16 protein-coding genes and 1 riboswitch are annotated in these 14,127 nt (G+C 52.7%); of the genes, 3 read left to right on the top strand and 13 right to left on the bottom strand.

The window, feature by feature from the left end; translation table 11 throughout:
• Positions 1 to 19 precede the first annotated feature (19 nt).
• The 8 genes from EDM54_RS18865 to EDM54_RS18825 all read right to left on the bottom strand — a co-directional run bounded on the left by EDM54_RS18865 (position 20) and on the right by EDM54_RS18825 (position 7,160).
• The gene (locus EDM54_RS18865) at positions 20 to 988 is read right to left on the bottom strand and encodes an MraY family glycosyltransferase (protein ID WP_024983124.1); all 969 of its coding nucleotides are present in this window, start codon (positions 986 to 988) and stop codon (positions 20 to 22) included.
• Positions 989 to 1,143: 155 nt separating this feature from the next.
• A complete protein-coding gene (locus EDM54_RS18860; RefSeq protein WP_003388089.1) occupies positions 1,144 to 1,458 on the bottom strand; it encodes a DMT family transporter in 315 nt (104 codons plus the stop codon).
• A complete protein-coding gene (locus EDM54_RS18855) occupies positions 1,458 to 1,805 on the bottom strand; it encodes a DMT family transporter (RefSeq protein WP_003388091.1) in 348 nt (115 codons plus the stop codon). Before EDM54_RS18855 ends, EDM54_RS18860 begins: the two co-directional genes overlap by 1 nt.
• Positions 1,806 to 1,890: 85 nt before the next feature.
• Positions 1,891 to 1,989, bottom strand: a riboswitch (guanidine-I (ykkC/yxkD leader).
• 151 nt (positions 1,990 to 2,140) lie between these two features.
• Entirely contained in the window at positions 2,141 to 3,415 is a 1,275-nt protein-coding gene (locus tag EDM54_RS18850; RefSeq protein WP_003388093.1) for a TRAP transporter large permease, read from the bottom strand.
• Positions 3,403 to 3,894: a TRAP transporter small permease gene (locus tag EDM54_RS18845; protein ID WP_003388095.1), complete on the bottom strand. Its 492-nt coding sequence runs from the start codon at positions 3,892 to 3,894 to the stop codon at positions 3,403 to 3,405. Before EDM54_RS18845 ends, EDM54_RS18850 begins: the two co-directional genes overlap by 13 nt.
• A 92-nt stretch (positions 3,895 to 3,986) precedes the next feature.
• Positions 3,987 to 5,006, bottom strand: a complete 1,020-nt coding sequence (locus tag EDM54_RS18840) for a TRAP transporter substrate-binding protein (protein ID WP_003388096.1) — start codon at positions 5,004 to 5,006, stop codon at positions 3,987 to 3,989.
• A gap of 288 nt (positions 5,007 to 5,294) precedes the next feature.
• Positions 5,295 to 6,830 carry an SLC13 family permease gene (locus tag EDM54_RS18830; protein WP_122958627.1) on the bottom strand — a complete coding sequence of 512 codons (1,536 nt, stop codon included), beginning with the start codon at positions 6,828 to 6,830 and terminating at the stop codon, positions 5,295 to 5,297.
• A 57-nt stretch (positions 6,831 to 6,887) separates the two neighbouring features.
• Positions 6,888 to 7,160: a cupin domain-containing protein gene (locus tag EDM54_RS18825; RefSeq protein WP_255320276.1), complete on the bottom strand. Its 273-nt coding sequence runs from the start codon at positions 7,158 to 7,160 to the stop codon at positions 6,888 to 6,890.
• Between the two features lie 91 nt (positions 7,161 to 7,251).
• Here EDM54_RS18825 and EDM54_RS18820 point away from each other — a divergent pair, with 91 nt between their 5' ends.
• From EDM54_RS18820 to EDM54_RS26240, 3 genes are all read left to right on the top strand, one after another.
• Positions 7,252 to 7,527 (top strand): L-lactate permease, encoded by a 276-nt coding sequence (locus EDM54_RS18820; protein ID WP_024983463.1) that lies wholly within the window; start codon positions 7,252 to 7,254, stop codon positions 7,525 to 7,527.
• 453 nt (positions 7,528 to 7,980) lie between these two features.
• Positions 7,981 to 8,469 carry a hypothetical protein gene (locus tag EDM54_RS18815; protein ID WP_024983464.1) on the top strand — a complete coding sequence of 163 codons (489 nt, stop codon included), beginning with the start codon at positions 7,981 to 7,983 and terminating at the stop codon, positions 8,467 to 8,469.
• Between the two features lie 61 nt (positions 8,470 to 8,530).
• Positions 8,531 to 9,244, top strand: a complete 714-nt coding sequence (locus EDM54_RS26240; RefSeq protein ID WP_141334143.1) for a hypothetical protein — start codon at positions 8,531 to 8,533, stop codon at positions 9,242 to 9,244.
• A gap of 337 nt (positions 9,245 to 9,581) precedes the next feature.
• Here EDM54_RS26240 and EDM54_RS18810 read toward each other — a convergent pair whose 3' ends face one another.
• The 5 genes from EDM54_RS18810 to EDM54_RS18790 form a co-directional block, all read right to left on the bottom strand.
• A complete protein-coding gene (locus EDM54_RS18810; protein WP_024983466.1) occupies positions 9,582 to 10,028 on the bottom strand; it encodes a hypothetical protein in 447 nt (148 codons plus the stop codon).
• Positions 10,029 to 10,136: 108 nt separating this feature from the next.
• Positions 10,137 to 10,781: a precorrin-2 dehydrogenase/sirohydrochlorin ferrochelatase family protein gene (locus tag EDM54_RS18805; RefSeq protein WP_024983467.1), complete on the bottom strand. Its 645-nt coding sequence runs from the start codon at positions 10,779 to 10,781 to the stop codon at positions 10,137 to 10,139.
• Between the two features lie 5 nt (positions 10,782 to 10,786).
• A complete protein-coding gene (gene cobA / locus EDM54_RS18800) occupies positions 10,787 to 11,578 on the bottom strand; it encodes a uroporphyrinogen-III C-methyltransferase (RefSeq protein WP_003388100.1) in 792 nt (263 codons plus the stop codon).
• Positions 11,575 to 12,630, bottom strand: a complete 1,056-nt coding sequence (gene cobT, locus EDM54_RS18795; RefSeq protein ID WP_051567343.1) for a nicotinate-nucleotide--dimethylbenzimidazole phosphoribosyltransferase — start codon at positions 12,628 to 12,630, stop codon at positions 11,575 to 11,577. The genes cobA and cobT overlap by 4 nt, the downstream gene beginning before the upstream one ends.
• Positions 12,578 to 14,122 (bottom strand): cobyric acid synthase, encoded by a 1,545-nt coding sequence (locus EDM54_RS18790; protein ID WP_238986209.1) that lies wholly within the window; start codon positions 14,120 to 14,122, stop codon positions 12,578 to 12,580. The genes cobT and EDM54_RS18790 overlap by 53 nt, the downstream gene beginning before the upstream one ends.
• Positions 14,123 to 14,127 lie beyond the last annotated feature (5 nt).

Below are 14,127 nucleotides of genomic sequence, written 5' to 3'. Positions count from 1 at the left end.
CGTTGCGAGCGCCGCGCTTTTATACCTGCAGCAGCAGCAATATGATCGATGTCAAGCTGAAGCAAACACTGATCAGGCAAAGAAAGGCCACTACCTGTTTTTGATTCATCCCTGTCCGCAGCAAGCGGTAATGCGCCTGACTGGCATCCGCTTGATAAATCGGCTTGCCTTGCAAAAAACGCTTGGTGACCACGAACAGATTGTCAAAAATCGGCACTCCCAGCGCCAGGATCGGGATAAACAAGGAGAGGACCGTCGCCTGCTTAAAGGCTCCATCCAAAGCGATGACCCCGAGGATAAACCCGAGAAACGTCGCTCCCGCATCCCCCATAAACACCTTGGCTGGCGGCTTGTTGTAGCGCAGGTAGGCGACTGCCACTCCGACCAGAACGATAGCCATGATGGCGGAGGTGTTTTGTCCTTTTACCAGAGCCACAATAAACAGCGTTCCGGCCGATATGGCGGAAAGCCCTCCGGCGAGTCCATCCATGCCGTCCGAGAAGTTGATGACCGTCGTCACCCCAAAAATCCAGAGGATGGTCAAAATAAACTGTAACCAAACCGGAAGCAGCACGTACTCACCACTGAGCGGATTGTAAAATCCTGTAAAGGCAATGCCGGACGCGTAGACAAGCACAGCCGCTGACAGCTGGACAATCAGCTTTGGCAAAGCAGAGAAGTCTTTGCCCTGCGTCTTGTACCAATCGTCAACCGTTCCAATGATCAGAAGCAGCAGGCCGCCCGCGAGTACGGCAATCGTCTGAACCAAGGTTTCGTCCGAAAACAGCACATAAGGCACGGCAAACCCGATATAAATCGCGTAGCTGGCCGTAAGCGGGATCGGCTCCCGATGAATTTTTCGCTCGACATCCTTTCGCGGCTTGTCCACAAAATCGAGCCGGAAAGCCAATTTCCCCAGCGGCGGAATCAACAAGTACACGATCACAAATGAAATCAAGAAAGAAAGTACGTAATAAATCGTCACCATCTCCTACAAAATAGGGACTGTCTTTTCCGTTCATTATAGGGAATATGCGGAATTTTGTCGATGCTGTTTGTCTGAAAAATCTTGCCTTGACCGTCAATCCGCCGTCGTGACTGTCTGTATCCGTGTTTGTGGATGAGATTGAGGCTGTCAGCGATTTACGAAATCGCCTTGAGTCCAATTGCGGCCCCCAGCACCATGCAAATGAACAGGATGCGCCGCCAGTCTTTCGACTCCCCATAAAGGAGCATGCCCAGGATGGCCCCGCCCGATGCTCCGATGCCGGTCCAAACTGCGTACGCAGTCCCCATCGGCAACGTCTTCATGGCCAGAGACAAAAACAGAAAGCTGGCGCCAAACCCGAGAAGCATGTAGACGGTAGACAGCCAATTTCGGTCGCGGTGCATTTTATTGATCATGGCCACCCCGATCATTTCAAAGATGCCTGCCAATACAAGAAAAACCCATGCCATCAGGACTCAGCTCCTTCCTGTTGCCGCTTTTTGTCATCGGTGACCAGCTTGAGTCCTACGACACCGGCCAGCAGCAGCAAAATCAGCAATATCTTTGCCCACTTAAACGGCTCGCCAAAGAAGGCGATCTCGGCAAACACGGTGCCTGCTGTACCCAATCCGACGAACACGGCGTAAACCGTCCCTACGGGCAGCTTTTTCCCCGCCATGATCATCATGTAAAAGCTGATGTAGATGGCGACGGCCGTTCCCAGCCACGTCCAGGCGTTGTACGCATGCTTCAAGCCAATCACCCAGAATACCTCAAAAAATGCCGCAAAAAATACCTTTGTCCACTCTCGATTCACTCATCTTCCCCTCCTCACATGCAGCTTTCAGCGCTCGGACCTTGCGCAAACAAAAAAAACCGGGCATATCGTCAATTCATAACGATACTCCCGGGCTTTTGTCCCTCCGTGTCACAGCGAAGCGCTGTGTGTTTTCTCTCGGACCAGACCAGCGATTCGCTGCGGAACCCTAGAAAACAATGCTTGCATGTTTGATTTGCTTTAAAGAATAGCAGACAGGAGATTTGTGAGCAAACACCCTTTTTTCTGCTGGGAGAGAAAGATGCAGCATCTCATCGCTTGGGGACTGTTTTTCTCGTTCTCTCTCTTCGATTCTCCTTTTTTTGACAAGAGCTTCAGTTCGCCATCTGGACCGGCAGCCACAGCGACAGGGACGGCCAAATGATAATGATGACCAGTACCAGCACCATCAGGGCAATGAAAGGCATAACGCCCTTTACCACTTCCTCGAGCTTTTCCCTGGTGATGCCGCTCACCACGAACAGGTTGAGTCCGACCGGCGGCGTGATCATGCCAAGCTCCATGTTTACCGTCATGATAATGGCAAAATGAATGACGTCGATGCCAAGCAACTGCAGGATCGGCAGGAAGATCGGCAGCGTAATCAAAATAATCGATGTCGGCTCAAGGAACATCCCCATGATAAAGAACAGGATGTTGCATGCAATCAAGAATGTCCACTTGTTGACGTCGCCCTCCATGATCCATGCCGCAATATCCTGCGGCACCTGGGCGTTGGTCAGGTACAGGCCAAACACGGTAGCGCCCGCGATGATGAAAAAGATCATCGCGCTCGTATTCACCGTTTCCCGCAGGATGGCTTGCGTGTCCTTCCAGGAAATCTGGCGGTAGACGAACACCGCCATGATCAGGGAGTAGACACACGCGACAACAGAGGCTTCCGTCGGAGTGGCCACGCCCATGTAGATCGTGCCGAGAATCAAAAAGGGCAGGAAGGCGGCAGGCAGCGCCCTTATGCTCAGCTTGATCCGCTCCTCCCAGCTCGCTTTGGGGAGACGGCCAAAATTTTTCACCTTCGCGTAAATGATTGCGGCAATGACCAGTACTAAAGTCAAAAACAGTCCGGGCACAAAACCGGCCATAAACAGCTTTCCGATCGATTCCTCCGCTACAGTCCCGTAGACGATCAGCGGAATCGACGGCGGAATCAATATGCCAAGCGTTCCGGCTGCGGCAACGAGGCCCATCGAATACCGCTTGCTGTAGCCTGCTGCCACCATCCCGGGGATCATGATCGCCCCGATGGCGGCAGCTGTCGCCGGGCTGGAGCCGGAAATCGCGGCAAACACTGCGCACGCCAGGATCGTCACGACGGACAAGCCGCCGGAATAATGGCCTACCCATGCCCGCAGCGCATCGATCAACGCTTTTGAAATCCCCCCGCGCGACATCAGCACCCCGGCCAGGATAAACCCGGGAATCGCCATCAGAGTCGCCACATTCAGTGCCGAGAACATCTTCTGGGGCAGAACATCCAGATTAAAGCCGCTGTCCAGCAGCGCCAGCGAAGCGGAAAAAACAAGGGCGATCGCGACCGGCACCCTCAGCAGCAGGAGCAGGAAAAAGAGGATAAATACTATCCATTCCACTCAATCTTCACCTCTTTTTTCAGACTGGCCAAGAGTTTTTCCACGAAGCGATAGCCGAGCATCAGTCCGCTCAACGGAATGACGAGATAGACGATCCACAGATAAATTCCGACGTCAGTCGATTGCTGCTGCGTGACCCAGTACAGCGAAAGCAGCTTTCCTCCAAAAAAGATAAAACAAAGGCAAAAGAGGGCACCAAGCGCATTTGAAAACACGTCAAACGCCTTTCGCAAGGCTGGAGAAACGCGGTCGTACACAATGTCGACCTGGATGTGATGGCCGTCCCGGAGCGCGACAGCAAACCCTGTCAAGGCTCCCCAGACAACAAAGTAGGTGGAGATTTCATCGATCCACGCTTTGGGACTGTTAAACACATACCGGCAAACTACTCCGTAAAAGATCAGCGATACACCGATGACAATCAGTGTCCCTGCAAGGTAATCCTCGAAAGTGGCATATCGCTCCCGCCATTTTGACATTGTATCTACCTCCCCCGGTCATTGGTTGGAAGAGAAAGGCACCTTGCTCCCTTTAGGCAGGTGCCTTTCCTGGCTTTCCATTTTCCCCTGAATTACAGCTTTCTGGCTCCGTCGATGATCTCTTTTCCGACCGTCTCGGCAAACTCGCTGTAAACCGGCTCCATCAGCTTTACGAATGCCTCGCGCTCGGACTCGCTCAGCTCGACAACCGTCATGCCGGAGTTTCTCAGGTTGTTCTCCGATTCTTTATCCAGCTGCACAGCCAGCTCGCGCTCGTATTTTGTCGCTTCGGCCATGGATTCGTCAAACGCCTTGCGGAACTCTTCCGGCAGCTCGCTGTACCATTTTTTGTTTGTCAGGACGATGTAGTCGAGGCGTCCGTGGTTGGAGACGAGCAGATGTTTCTGCACTTCCACGTATTTTTGCGTGTCGATGTTGTTCCAGGTGTTTTCCTGGCCGTCAACGGTTCCCTGCTGCAGGGCGGTATAGGTTTCACCGAAAGGAATGGTTGCTGCACCGGAACCGAGCGCTTTAAACTGCGCTTCCAGTACCTTTCCTGCCTGCGTCCGGAATTTCAGGCCTTTGAAGTCCTCAGGCTTTGCCAGCGGCTTGTTTGCGGTAAACACCTTAAACCCGTTTTCCCACATGGCCAGGCCCAGCATGTTTTTGCTCTCCAGCGAGCCCAGCAGCTTTTTGCCCAGCTCTCCGTCCCAGAACTTGATCACCGAGTCGTGGTTTTTAAACAGGAACGGCATGTCGACGATTTGGAAAGCCGGATTGAAGCCGACCAGCTTCGTCGCGGAAGGTGCGATGATATGAACGTTCCCCGCCTGCAGCGCTTCCATCTCGTCCTTGTCGCCGTAGAGCTGGGAGGACGGATACACCTCGACCTTCACTTTTCCGCCCGTCTTTTCCGCCATCAGCTCGGCGAATCTGGTAGCAGCCTTGCCTTTCGGGCTGTCAGCCGTCGTAACGTGAGAAAACTTGATGATCAACGGTTTTTCCGGTGTATACGCCGATGCATCCTGTGTCTTTGCGCCGCCGCAGCCCGCAGCCGTCAGCATCAGCACAGACAGACAGCCTGCCAGTGCAGCCTTCCATCTTTTTTTCATAAGAATACCCCCTACTCTTTTTCCTTCCGCCATGAAAGCGTTTACCAAAAATATTGTAGTAAATTTTGGAATCATTATAAATATTGTGTTCTTATTGTTCTTTTTGGTCATTTTGGTCACGGCGAAACCGGCATGGAGCAGGGATTCGGAGCGGAGAGAAGGGTCCTCTTCTTGTCTAGCAAATGGAAAACATGACAAAAAAGCGACTGGATGCCAGCAGGGCGCCAAAAAACAGCCGGCAGATCAGTCGCTCTTTTTTTGCAATTACCGTGACTATGACTATCTGAACTAATAATACCCGAGCCATTTCCACCAGGTCAGCGCCATCAGGAATGTTAGGCCCGTCGTTACGAGTGTCAGCCAAAAGCCGGGTACAAAGAAATCCTGCTGCGTCACCCACCCTGTCCCGTGCACCATCACGCCCGGAATCGTCTCGACAACCAGAATAAATCCGTACAGACTGGTAAGCCCGGCAACAAAGGCGAGCAGCAGCGCCGGAGAATCGGGGGAGTGGGCCGCCAACGCCATCACAACAGGCACGGTGGCGATCACCGCCGTGGATACATTTGACGTCACCTTGTGGATCAGTTGTGTCAGCACAGCCACTGTCAGCACTGCCAGCGCGGGATTGGAAAAGAGGTACAGCGTCAAATCGGATTCCATCCATTTGGACAAGTAACCTGTCACACCTGTCTCGTACAGCGCCCTTCCCAGCGACAGCGTGACGCCAAGCATCACCAGCGGAGCAAATTTGACATCGAGAATCTTCTCCCAGTCCGCCACCTTGATCCCCGGCCACGCCATCAGAACAGCTCCGATCAAGGCGGGAATGACCGGAGGCCACCCGTGAACGCCTTCCAGCGCCCACAAGAAGCAGACCCCTGCGAGGATGCCCATCAGCCGTTTTTCCCTGGAGCTGACCGGTCCCAGCTCCGCGATCAACTCTTTCATCTTTTCCTTCAATCCGCTGGGCATCGGCTCTTTCACGGGAAAAGAGCGATACAGCACCCACCAGGATGCCGGGATCATGATCAGCCACATCGGCAAAGCGAGCACGAGCCAGTCCGTATAGGTCACGTGTGTCTGCAGATAGGTGTTGATCAAATCGACCGTAATCACGTTTCCAAGAGCTGCCGGCAGGACAGCCGTTCCGCTTATTCCGCAGCCGATCACGACACCCATCATCAGCTTTTTGCCGCGGACATCCCCCGCTTTTACGCCGAGAATCGACGTGATGGAAAAAACGATGGGCAGCAGCATCGCCGTACGCACGGCAGCGGCGGGAATGAAAAAGGCCATGACCTGGGGAACGAGGATGATCCCGGCGAGCACGCCCCCTTTTTTCTCGCCAAACCAGTAGAGCAGCTGATACGCCAGCCGCTTGCCCAGCGGAGTCTGTTCGACCCCGCTCGCAATCATCATGCCTGCAACGATAAGAAAGATAGCAGGCGATGCAAAGCCAGACAGGATCAAATCCGTGGAAACCGCTCCCGAGATCGGCAGCAAAAACAGAACCAGCACGGCGGTCATCGAAAAAGGGATCGGCTCCAGCACCCAGAGCACGATGACGGCCAGCGTAATCGCAAGGGTGACCCGAGCCCCATAGTCCATGTATGCTTCGAGTCCAAAATAGACGAGGACAAAAGCGAGGACAGACAAGGCAAACCAGAGCAGCTTTCGCAGCGCCTTCCGCCGTTTGGCTGTCGCCGATTCCGGCCTGTCTGCCGTCGATTTCGGGCTAGTTGCCACCGATTCCGGGCTGACCGCATCAGATTCTGGCCTAACTGCCTCCTCATCCGGCTGCCGATTTGTCATCGTGGACATAGGCTTACCCCCAAAAACGCATTCTTCGTACAGGATAGGGTATCCCTTTTTATTTGTCTATCTATTTAGAAGATTCATATAAACCTCTGACTTCTGCTGCCTGACTGATCTGCTGTTAGTAGAGTCATTTACGGGATAATCGCTAAATGGCATGTCCCCGACATTGATAAAACGGTGGGGAATATCCGCCTCAAAGTAGAGCGAATCCCCTTCTTCCAAAATCGTATCGAGCAGGCATTCGCCAAGCACGGCCCGCATCCTCCCTTGAGTGACGACCAGGTATTCCTTTACACCTTTTTGGTGTGCGACGGATGTTATCCGCCGCTTCAATGACGGATACGCTGGCCCAAGCCGCAGCCACTTTGTTTGGCGGTGCCTTTATGTTCTTCTCCTCGGTGATCGGCGGGATGGGCGGCGCTTTTTGACCAGAAGCAACACCGGTTCTAATGCGATGTTTATCAAGCTGCAGACGCAAACGGCCACGCAGCTGGGCATTTCCCCCGAGCTGGTTACCTATAGACAAAATACGGCATCTTTCCACTCTATGCTGGCTTCTCCTTCTCGCGTCCTGCTCGGTGTCACCGTAGGGGATGTAAAAGAGAGGGAGCATGAGTTGCTCAAGAAAATCACTTTGATTGTGCTTAAAACGATCTTCCGGGTCGTTCTCGGCCTCGTGCGGATTCAGTTTTTTTCGTAACAGGCTTTGCGATTTCCATTTCCATTTGCATCAAAAACGAGGCGGCTCACGGGGTTCAATTCGCACGGCACGTCCTTTGGCGCATTGCCGGCCGGCCAGTCGTTTGCATTCTGCTTTCATCCATACATTTGATAATTTTATAACACTAAAGCGAATTCATAATTTACCCTTTTTTTCCATACTTTATAATGGTATATTTTAAAAAAACAATTTGATTCCCTATCTGAAAATCAGTTAATCCCGTTATCTCCTCCCGAATTTCTAACTAGCCATTATTTCCCCAATGACTGCGAATAAAGAAGCTTCCCGAGCCTATTGTATAAACGAGTCTTTGCTGATGAATGTTTGCTGCATCCATTTTCTGTTTTTATATTCGATTGTAAAAAACTGATACATTCCTGCTTTGTAATAAAGTCGCAGACACAACACTTTGGAAGAAGGGAGAAGAGTATTATGAGGTATTTGATGCTTGTATTAATGATATTTGTTATCCTTTCTGGTTGTTCATTAGGTAGTAAAGATAGTTTAATGTGGTTTTCTTCACCCGATGCCGCAATTCAAAATGGTATTAAACTAGAAAGTATTAATGAAAGTGATTTGTTGTCAACAGTAGAAACAGACGGCGAAACACTACTTATTTTTAAGCAAAATGTACCCGAAGGAACGATAGTTGGTGTTGCAAGTTTAAGCAAAAAAGATGGACAATTCGCATGGTATAGAGAGAACGATCCTGTATTAGTAAAACGTCTGAATGAAACCGCATCACCTGCTATAACATGTGAAATTAATACTCAATCAAAGAAAACCTTCTACGTTTACCTTGGAGTTACAAGTACTATCGAGAATAGAATCAGCCTTAAAAACGGAAGTAAGGTCCAGCCTTCTATTGATAAAAATAGCGGGATCTACTATTATGTTGAATCCGCAAATGACAAAAAATAGCTGTTCCATTTTTTAACTTTTAATAGTATAATTTGAATAAATTGGTAAATGAGGGTATTAAATGAAAAAGATTCTGAAATTTTTGTCTCTTGGTATTAGTTGCACACTAAGTCTATTGGTCTTATCTTCTTCAGTAGTAGCAGCAAGTGGTAAGGAAAACAGAGCTTATCAAGAAATTAACAGAGAAAATGCTTTTATCGACCCATCAACCGGTCTGCTTATCACCCCACTAAAAGAGGTTGGTGGCTATTTAGTACCAATGACCAAAGAGGAATATATATCTAATACAACGGATTTACACACCCAAAACAACCAGAGAACAATCCCTACAAATAATAAAGCTAATACGATAAATCCTGCAGCTGATTATCGCGAATACTACACCTATACTGAAACCACAAATTCAACTGAGTGGAGTAGAGATTGGATACAAGTTACTGATGGAATTAAATGCACATCAACTGGTGGATGTTCCCTTGGTAAGACTGTATCAGCACAAGTCAGTCACTCTTTCAGCGCTTCTGTAGGTGCAGAAAAAGACGCGATTTCTGCCGGAGCCTCCTTTACTTGGCAAAAAACCTATTCATCTACTGATCACTATACCTTTAACTTAGCTTTGGGAGAAAGAGGATATATCGCATTCGTACCCAGATTCAAGAAAACTGAAGGAGTACTATATAAATATTCTAATTGGGATGGTCTCCTATCGAAAAAAAATGCTTGGGGCCTGTCTCCAAATGGCGGGTACTATACTTTTGTCCACACAGATTATTAAAAATAAGTTTTTGATTTCTGGGATACAAGACAGAAGCTAGTAGACAAGCATACTTATGTGTTTAAAATACAGCCAATTAGACTGGTAGAAAAATATATACGGCGACCACTACTCGGTATTCCACCGGGAAAGGTCGCCGTGTTTTCTTAGAATACTTATTCTCTATAGATGGGTATTAACCATTACTTAATCTCACTAGCAACATACAAATCTCACATTTCTCATGATAATGCTTCTTTATTCATTCATTCTTCGCTCCAAGCTTGTTTTCAGCGATTCTTCGTGGACCAGACAGCCAACAGAACGAGAGCGAACTAAAAAAATGTTCTGCACACCGCTATTCCTTAATCTTAAAAGACGCTTTGATCCCCGATACCTCGGCAAACATCGCCTGGTATTCCCGCTCCTTCTCGGCATCGCCCAAAATCCATTGCACATCGGTCGGCGTGCTGAACGAGTATACCTTGTCATCCGTCTCGCCGATTTTCTCCAAGTGAATGACCGTCGTCAATTCCTCGCCGTCCTGCTTCCATTCTTCCTGGCTCCAGACTCTGACTTCGCACAGAATGCCGCCGGGCTGGTTTGCTTTGCTGGAAAAGATGATCTGGTTTTCCGTCTCTGTCACCTCGTATTTCCCTTCCCAGCTTTTTGGAAGCTGCAGCGTAAAATGATGGGTAGTGTTTTCGTACAAGATGCTCTTTGTATCCTCGCTCTTTTCTGAGCATGCTTGCAAAAAGAAAAGCGACAGGAACGCCAAACAAAATCCAAGGAATCGGCTTCTCATGAAAATGTCTCTCCTTTACAATATGGCGGATTTTCTAGCCCTTGTTGGAGAAGACGGAGCGGACTGTAAAAAGTTTCCTGTCCCTGCAATAAAAAAACCGGCCGCCATTCAGGCGCCGGTCCATCTCGTTTGTTCGATTAATTTCTCTGCCTCGAGGTCCCTTCGCTCCCGCTCTCCTGTTCTCGTCCAGTGCAGGAAGCGATCATCCAGCAATTCCGAGAGCAGCTCGCGCTTGCGCATTTCGTCCAGCGACAGAGCCAGCACGCGGCTGCGCATCGCTCCAAGAAACGCCGTATATTCCACGTATTCGGGACCGAACTGCGTCTCCACCTGCCGGCGCAGCTTCTTGGCCAATCCCGGATTGTGCCCGCCTGTCGAGATGGCGATCTGCAAATCTCCCCGCTCGACAACGGAAGGAACGGTAAAGCTGCACAAATCCGGTCTGTCGACGACGTTCACCCATTGGTGAGAGCCGCAGGCTTGATACACGGCCAGATTGACAGCCGGATCGTTCGTCGCCGCAATTACGATCACCGCTTCCCGTACGTCTTCCGGAGAAAACGGCCGGCGAAACAGGACAAGACTACCTGCCCCTGCCCATTCTTCAACTGCTTGGGAGCACGACGGACTCACTACGGCCACATCCGCTCCGGCAGCGAGCAGACTGCCGATCTTCCGCTCTGCCACCTGACCGCCGCCGACGACGAGGCAGCGTTTCCCCTGCAGCTTGGCCATCATCGGATAGAGGCGCATATCCCTCACTCCATCCGCTCAAACCAGTTGATCTTCTCTCGCATGTTGACGACGTCGCCCACCAGAATAATCGCCGGGTTGGAGATATGCGGACCTGCCGCCAGCCGTTCTTCGATGTCAGCCAGCGTGCCGGTCACAGTCGTCTGCTCGGGCATCGTTCCCCAGGCGATCACGGCGACAGGCGTTTCCGGTGCGCGGCCGTGGGCGATCAGCTGTTTGCGGATGAACGGGAGATTGCCCACTCCCATGTAAAAGGCTACGGTATCGATGCCTTTCGCCAGCGCCTGCCACTTGTCGCTGACGGCGTCCTGTGCGTCTTCTGCTTCCGCCGTTTCCGCTCTGCCCTCGCGCAAATGCCCGGTGACCACTGCAAATGACGATCCGTACTCCCTATGTGTCACCGGAATGCCCGCGTAAGCCGGAACAGCAATGCCCGCTGTCACGCCGGGAACGATCTCGAACGGAATGCCGAGCTGCGCCAGATGCTCCGCTTCCTCGCCCACTCTGCCGAATACGCACGGATCGCCGCCCTTCAGCCGGACGACCGTCTTGCCTTCCAGCGCCTTTTCTGCCAGCAAGGCGTTGATCGCCTCCTGCCGCATCGTGTGGTTGTCCGGAAGCTTGCCGCAGTAGATGCGCTCAGCATCGTCCGGGGCGTGCTCCAACAGAGCCGGGTTTGCCAGCCGGTCGTAAATCACCACATCTGCCTGCTGCAAGCACTCCAGACCTTTTACGGTAATCAGCTTCGGGTCGCCGGGACCCGCTCCTACGAGGTAAACGCGGCCAGTCTTGCTCACTCGCTGCTCACCCCCGCCTCATCAAACGTAGCCATCTCCCGCAGCATCCGCGTCGCCGCCTCGACGATCGGAAACGCGACCGCCGCTCCGCTGCCTTCCCCAAGCCTCAGGCCAAGGTCCACAAGCGGCTCCTTTCCAAGTGTTTGCAGAGCAAACGCATGGCCCGGCTCCTGTGAGCGATGTCCGCCCAAAAGGTACTCGGCAGAAACCGGGCAGAGGCGAACGGCGAGCAAGGCAGCGACGGTCGAAATGAAGCCGTCAAGCAGGACCGGGACTCGTCTTGATGCCGCGCAAAGGATGGCTCCGGCCATCGAGCCGATCTCCAGGCCGCCTACTTTGGAGAGCGCGTCGAGCGGATCGCCCGCGTCAGGCTGATGCAGGGAAAGCGCTTCTTTCACCACCGCTTTTTTCTTTTGCCATTTCTCGTCGGAGACTCCCGTTCCGCGTCCGACCAGCTCATCCGGCTCCGCTCCCGTCAAGGCAGCGAGCAGAGCGCTGCTGGCGGTCGTATTGCCGATGCCCATCTCACCGACGATCAACAGCTTTGCCCCCTCGTCGATGATCGCCTCGGCGCTTTCAAATCCTATCTGCACGCACTGCTCCGCTTCCTCGCGAGTCATCGCCCGCTCGCGCAAAAAGCTGGCTGTACCGGGCCGAACTTTCTTCGTCCAAACGCCGGGAGCATCCACATCGACTGCGACGCCGACATCGACGACGTGTAGCAGGGCGCCGATCTGCCTGGAAAATACATTGATGGCTGCCCCTCCGTGTGCGAAATTGGCTACCATCTGTGCAGTCACTTCCTGCGGATACGCAGAGACCCCCTCTGCCGCCACGCCATGATCGGCGGCAAACACAAGGACGCCGGGCGGAGTGACCGCCGGAAAGGGCTCCCCTGTCATCGCAGCCAGCTCCACAGCCAAGCTCTCCAGTCTGCCCAGGCTGCCGAGCGGCTTCGTCAGTTGATTCACATGCCTGCTTGCCTGCTGCGCTGCCTCCTCATTTCGCGGTTGTACCTGTGCCAGCTTGTTCTTCCAATCTGCTGTGTTCATTTACGCACTCACTCCCCTGAAAAGCTCTCATCTGCTCTTCGATGATGTCCAGACGCACATGGCTCCTGACGGTATCTGCGATCAAATCGAATCCTTGCTCTCTCAACGCCACGAAAGAAGGCCGCTCCGTGATCGGAGCCAGTCCCTTTCTTTTGCGAAGCGCATTGAGCAGGCGCATCCGAAGCGGATCGCTGTGAAACAACCCGTGAAAATACGTGCCAAGCACACGGCGCTCCTCATCGCAATAGCCGTCCGTGCGATCCTCCAACCGGATAAATGGAGATGCCTGTCCGGTAAAAACAGAGCGGCCCATGTGAATTTCGTAACCATCCAGAGGGATCTTCTCTCCGGCAAAAGCGGCGACTCCCCTCGACAAAACGGTCGTTTTGCGCTGCTCCATCGTCGTTTCCATCGGAATCAGCCCCATGCCGGCTGCTGATTTCAGTGGAGACTCCACCCCTGCCGGATCGTAAATCACGCTCCCCAGCATCTGGTACCCGCCGCAAATTCCCGCCAAAAAGCTGCGTCCAGCCCGGTGCAAATCCAGAATCGACTGCTCCAGCCCGGTCTTTCTCAAAAACAGCAAATCTTCCAGTGTATTCTTGCTCCCCGGCAAAATGACCAGGTCAGGCTCGCCCAGCTCTTCCGTGCGGGTGACAAAGCGGACGCGGCAATCCGGCTCCACGAAAAACGGATCAATGTCGGTAAAATTCGAGATGCGGGGATAGCGGATGACCGCGATGTCAATCTCCCTCGTCTTTTCCGCCTGCCCCTGATAGCGGTGCAGAATCAGCGAATCCTCCGCATCGATCCACAGGTCGGGAATAAACGGAACGACGCCGAGCACCGGCTTGCCTGTATAGCGTTCAAACCAGTCCAGCCCCGGCTGCAGGAGCGACAGATCGCCGCGGAACCGGTTGATGATCACTCCGATCACCCGCTCGCGGTCTTGCGGCTCCAGCAGCTGGAGCGTTCCGACGAGACTGGCGAACACGCCGCCGCGCTCGATGTCGGCGACGAGAATGACCGGCGCATTCACCAGCCGGGCGACCCGCATGTTGACGAGCTCGCGGTCATTGAGGTTCACTTCCGCGGGACTGCCGGCTCCCTCGATGACAATCCGGTCATAGGATGTGGCCAGTCTTTGATAAGCGTCTTCGATCACGCGCAAGCCCTGGTCGTAAAACTCGGTCCGGTAGGCCATCGCTTTCATGTTGCCGTACGGCTCGCCGTTGACCACGATCTGGGATTCCGCATCCCGGGTTGGCTTGATCAGAATCGGATTCATATCTGTCGTGGCGGCGATGCCTGCCGCCTCGGCCTGAACGCCCTGCGCCCGTCCGATCTCCTTGCCGTCTATGGTCACGTACGAATTGAGCGCCATGTTTTGCGATTTGAACGGTGCTGTCCGGTATCCGTCCTGGGCGAAAATGCGGCAAAACGCTGTCGCGATCACGCTTTTCCCGGCGTCGGAGCTGGTTCCCTGGATCATCAGCG

The sequence above is a fragment of the Brevibacillus borstelensis genome, assembly GCF_003710865.1.
Taxonomy (GTDB): domain Bacteria; phylum Bacillota; class Bacilli; order Brevibacillales; family Brevibacillaceae; genus Brevibacillus; species Brevibacillus borstelensis.
The sequence above is the reverse complement of the archived record's forward strand: the minus strand, read 5'-3'. Positions and strand labels throughout refer to the sequence as shown.

Bases quoted from the DNA above. Each gene is read 5' to 3' on its own strand.
- cobT (WP_051567343.1), bottom strand. From the start codon at position 12,630: ATGAACACAGCAGATTGGAAGAACAAGCTGGCACAGGTACAACCGCGA.
- EDM54_RS26240 (WP_141334143.1), top strand. From the start codon at position 8,531: ATGAAAAAGATTCTGAAATTTTTGTCTCTTGGTATTAGTTGCACACTA.
- EDM54_RS18810 (WP_024983466.1), bottom strand. From the start codon at position 10,028: ATGAGAAGCCGATTCCTTGGATTTTGTTTGGCGTTCCTGTCGCTTTTC.
- EDM54_RS18815 (WP_024983464.1), top strand. From the start codon at position 7,981: ATGAGGTATTTGATGCTTGTATTAATGATATTTGTTATCCTTTCTGGT.
- EDM54_RS18845 (WP_003388095.1), bottom strand. From the start codon at position 3,894: ATGTCAAAATGGCGGGAGCGATATGCCACTTTCGAGGATTACCTTGCA.
- EDM54_RS18790 (WP_238986209.1), bottom strand. From the start codon at position 14,122: ATGATCCAGGGAACCAGCTCCGACGCCGGGAAAAGCGTGATCGCGACA.
- EDM54_RS18840 (WP_003388096.1), bottom strand. From the start codon at position 5,006: ATGAAAAAAAGATGGAAGGCTGCACTGGCAGGCTGTCTGTCTGTGCTG.
- EDM54_RS18805 (WP_024983467.1), bottom strand. From the start codon at position 10,781: ATGCGCCTCTATCCGATGATGGCCAAGCTGCAGGGGAAACGCTGCCTC.
- EDM54_RS18865 (WP_024983124.1), bottom strand. From the start codon at position 988: ATGGTGACGATTTATTACGTACTTTCTTTCTTGATTTCATTTGTGATC.
- EDM54_RS18830 (WP_122958627.1), bottom strand. From the start codon at position 6,830: ATGTCCACGATGACAAATCGGCAGCCGGATGAGGAGGCAGTTAGGCCA.
- EDM54_RS18860 (WP_003388089.1), bottom strand. From the start codon at position 1,458: ATGGCATGGGTTTTTCTTGTATTGGCAGGCATCTTTGAAATGATCGGG.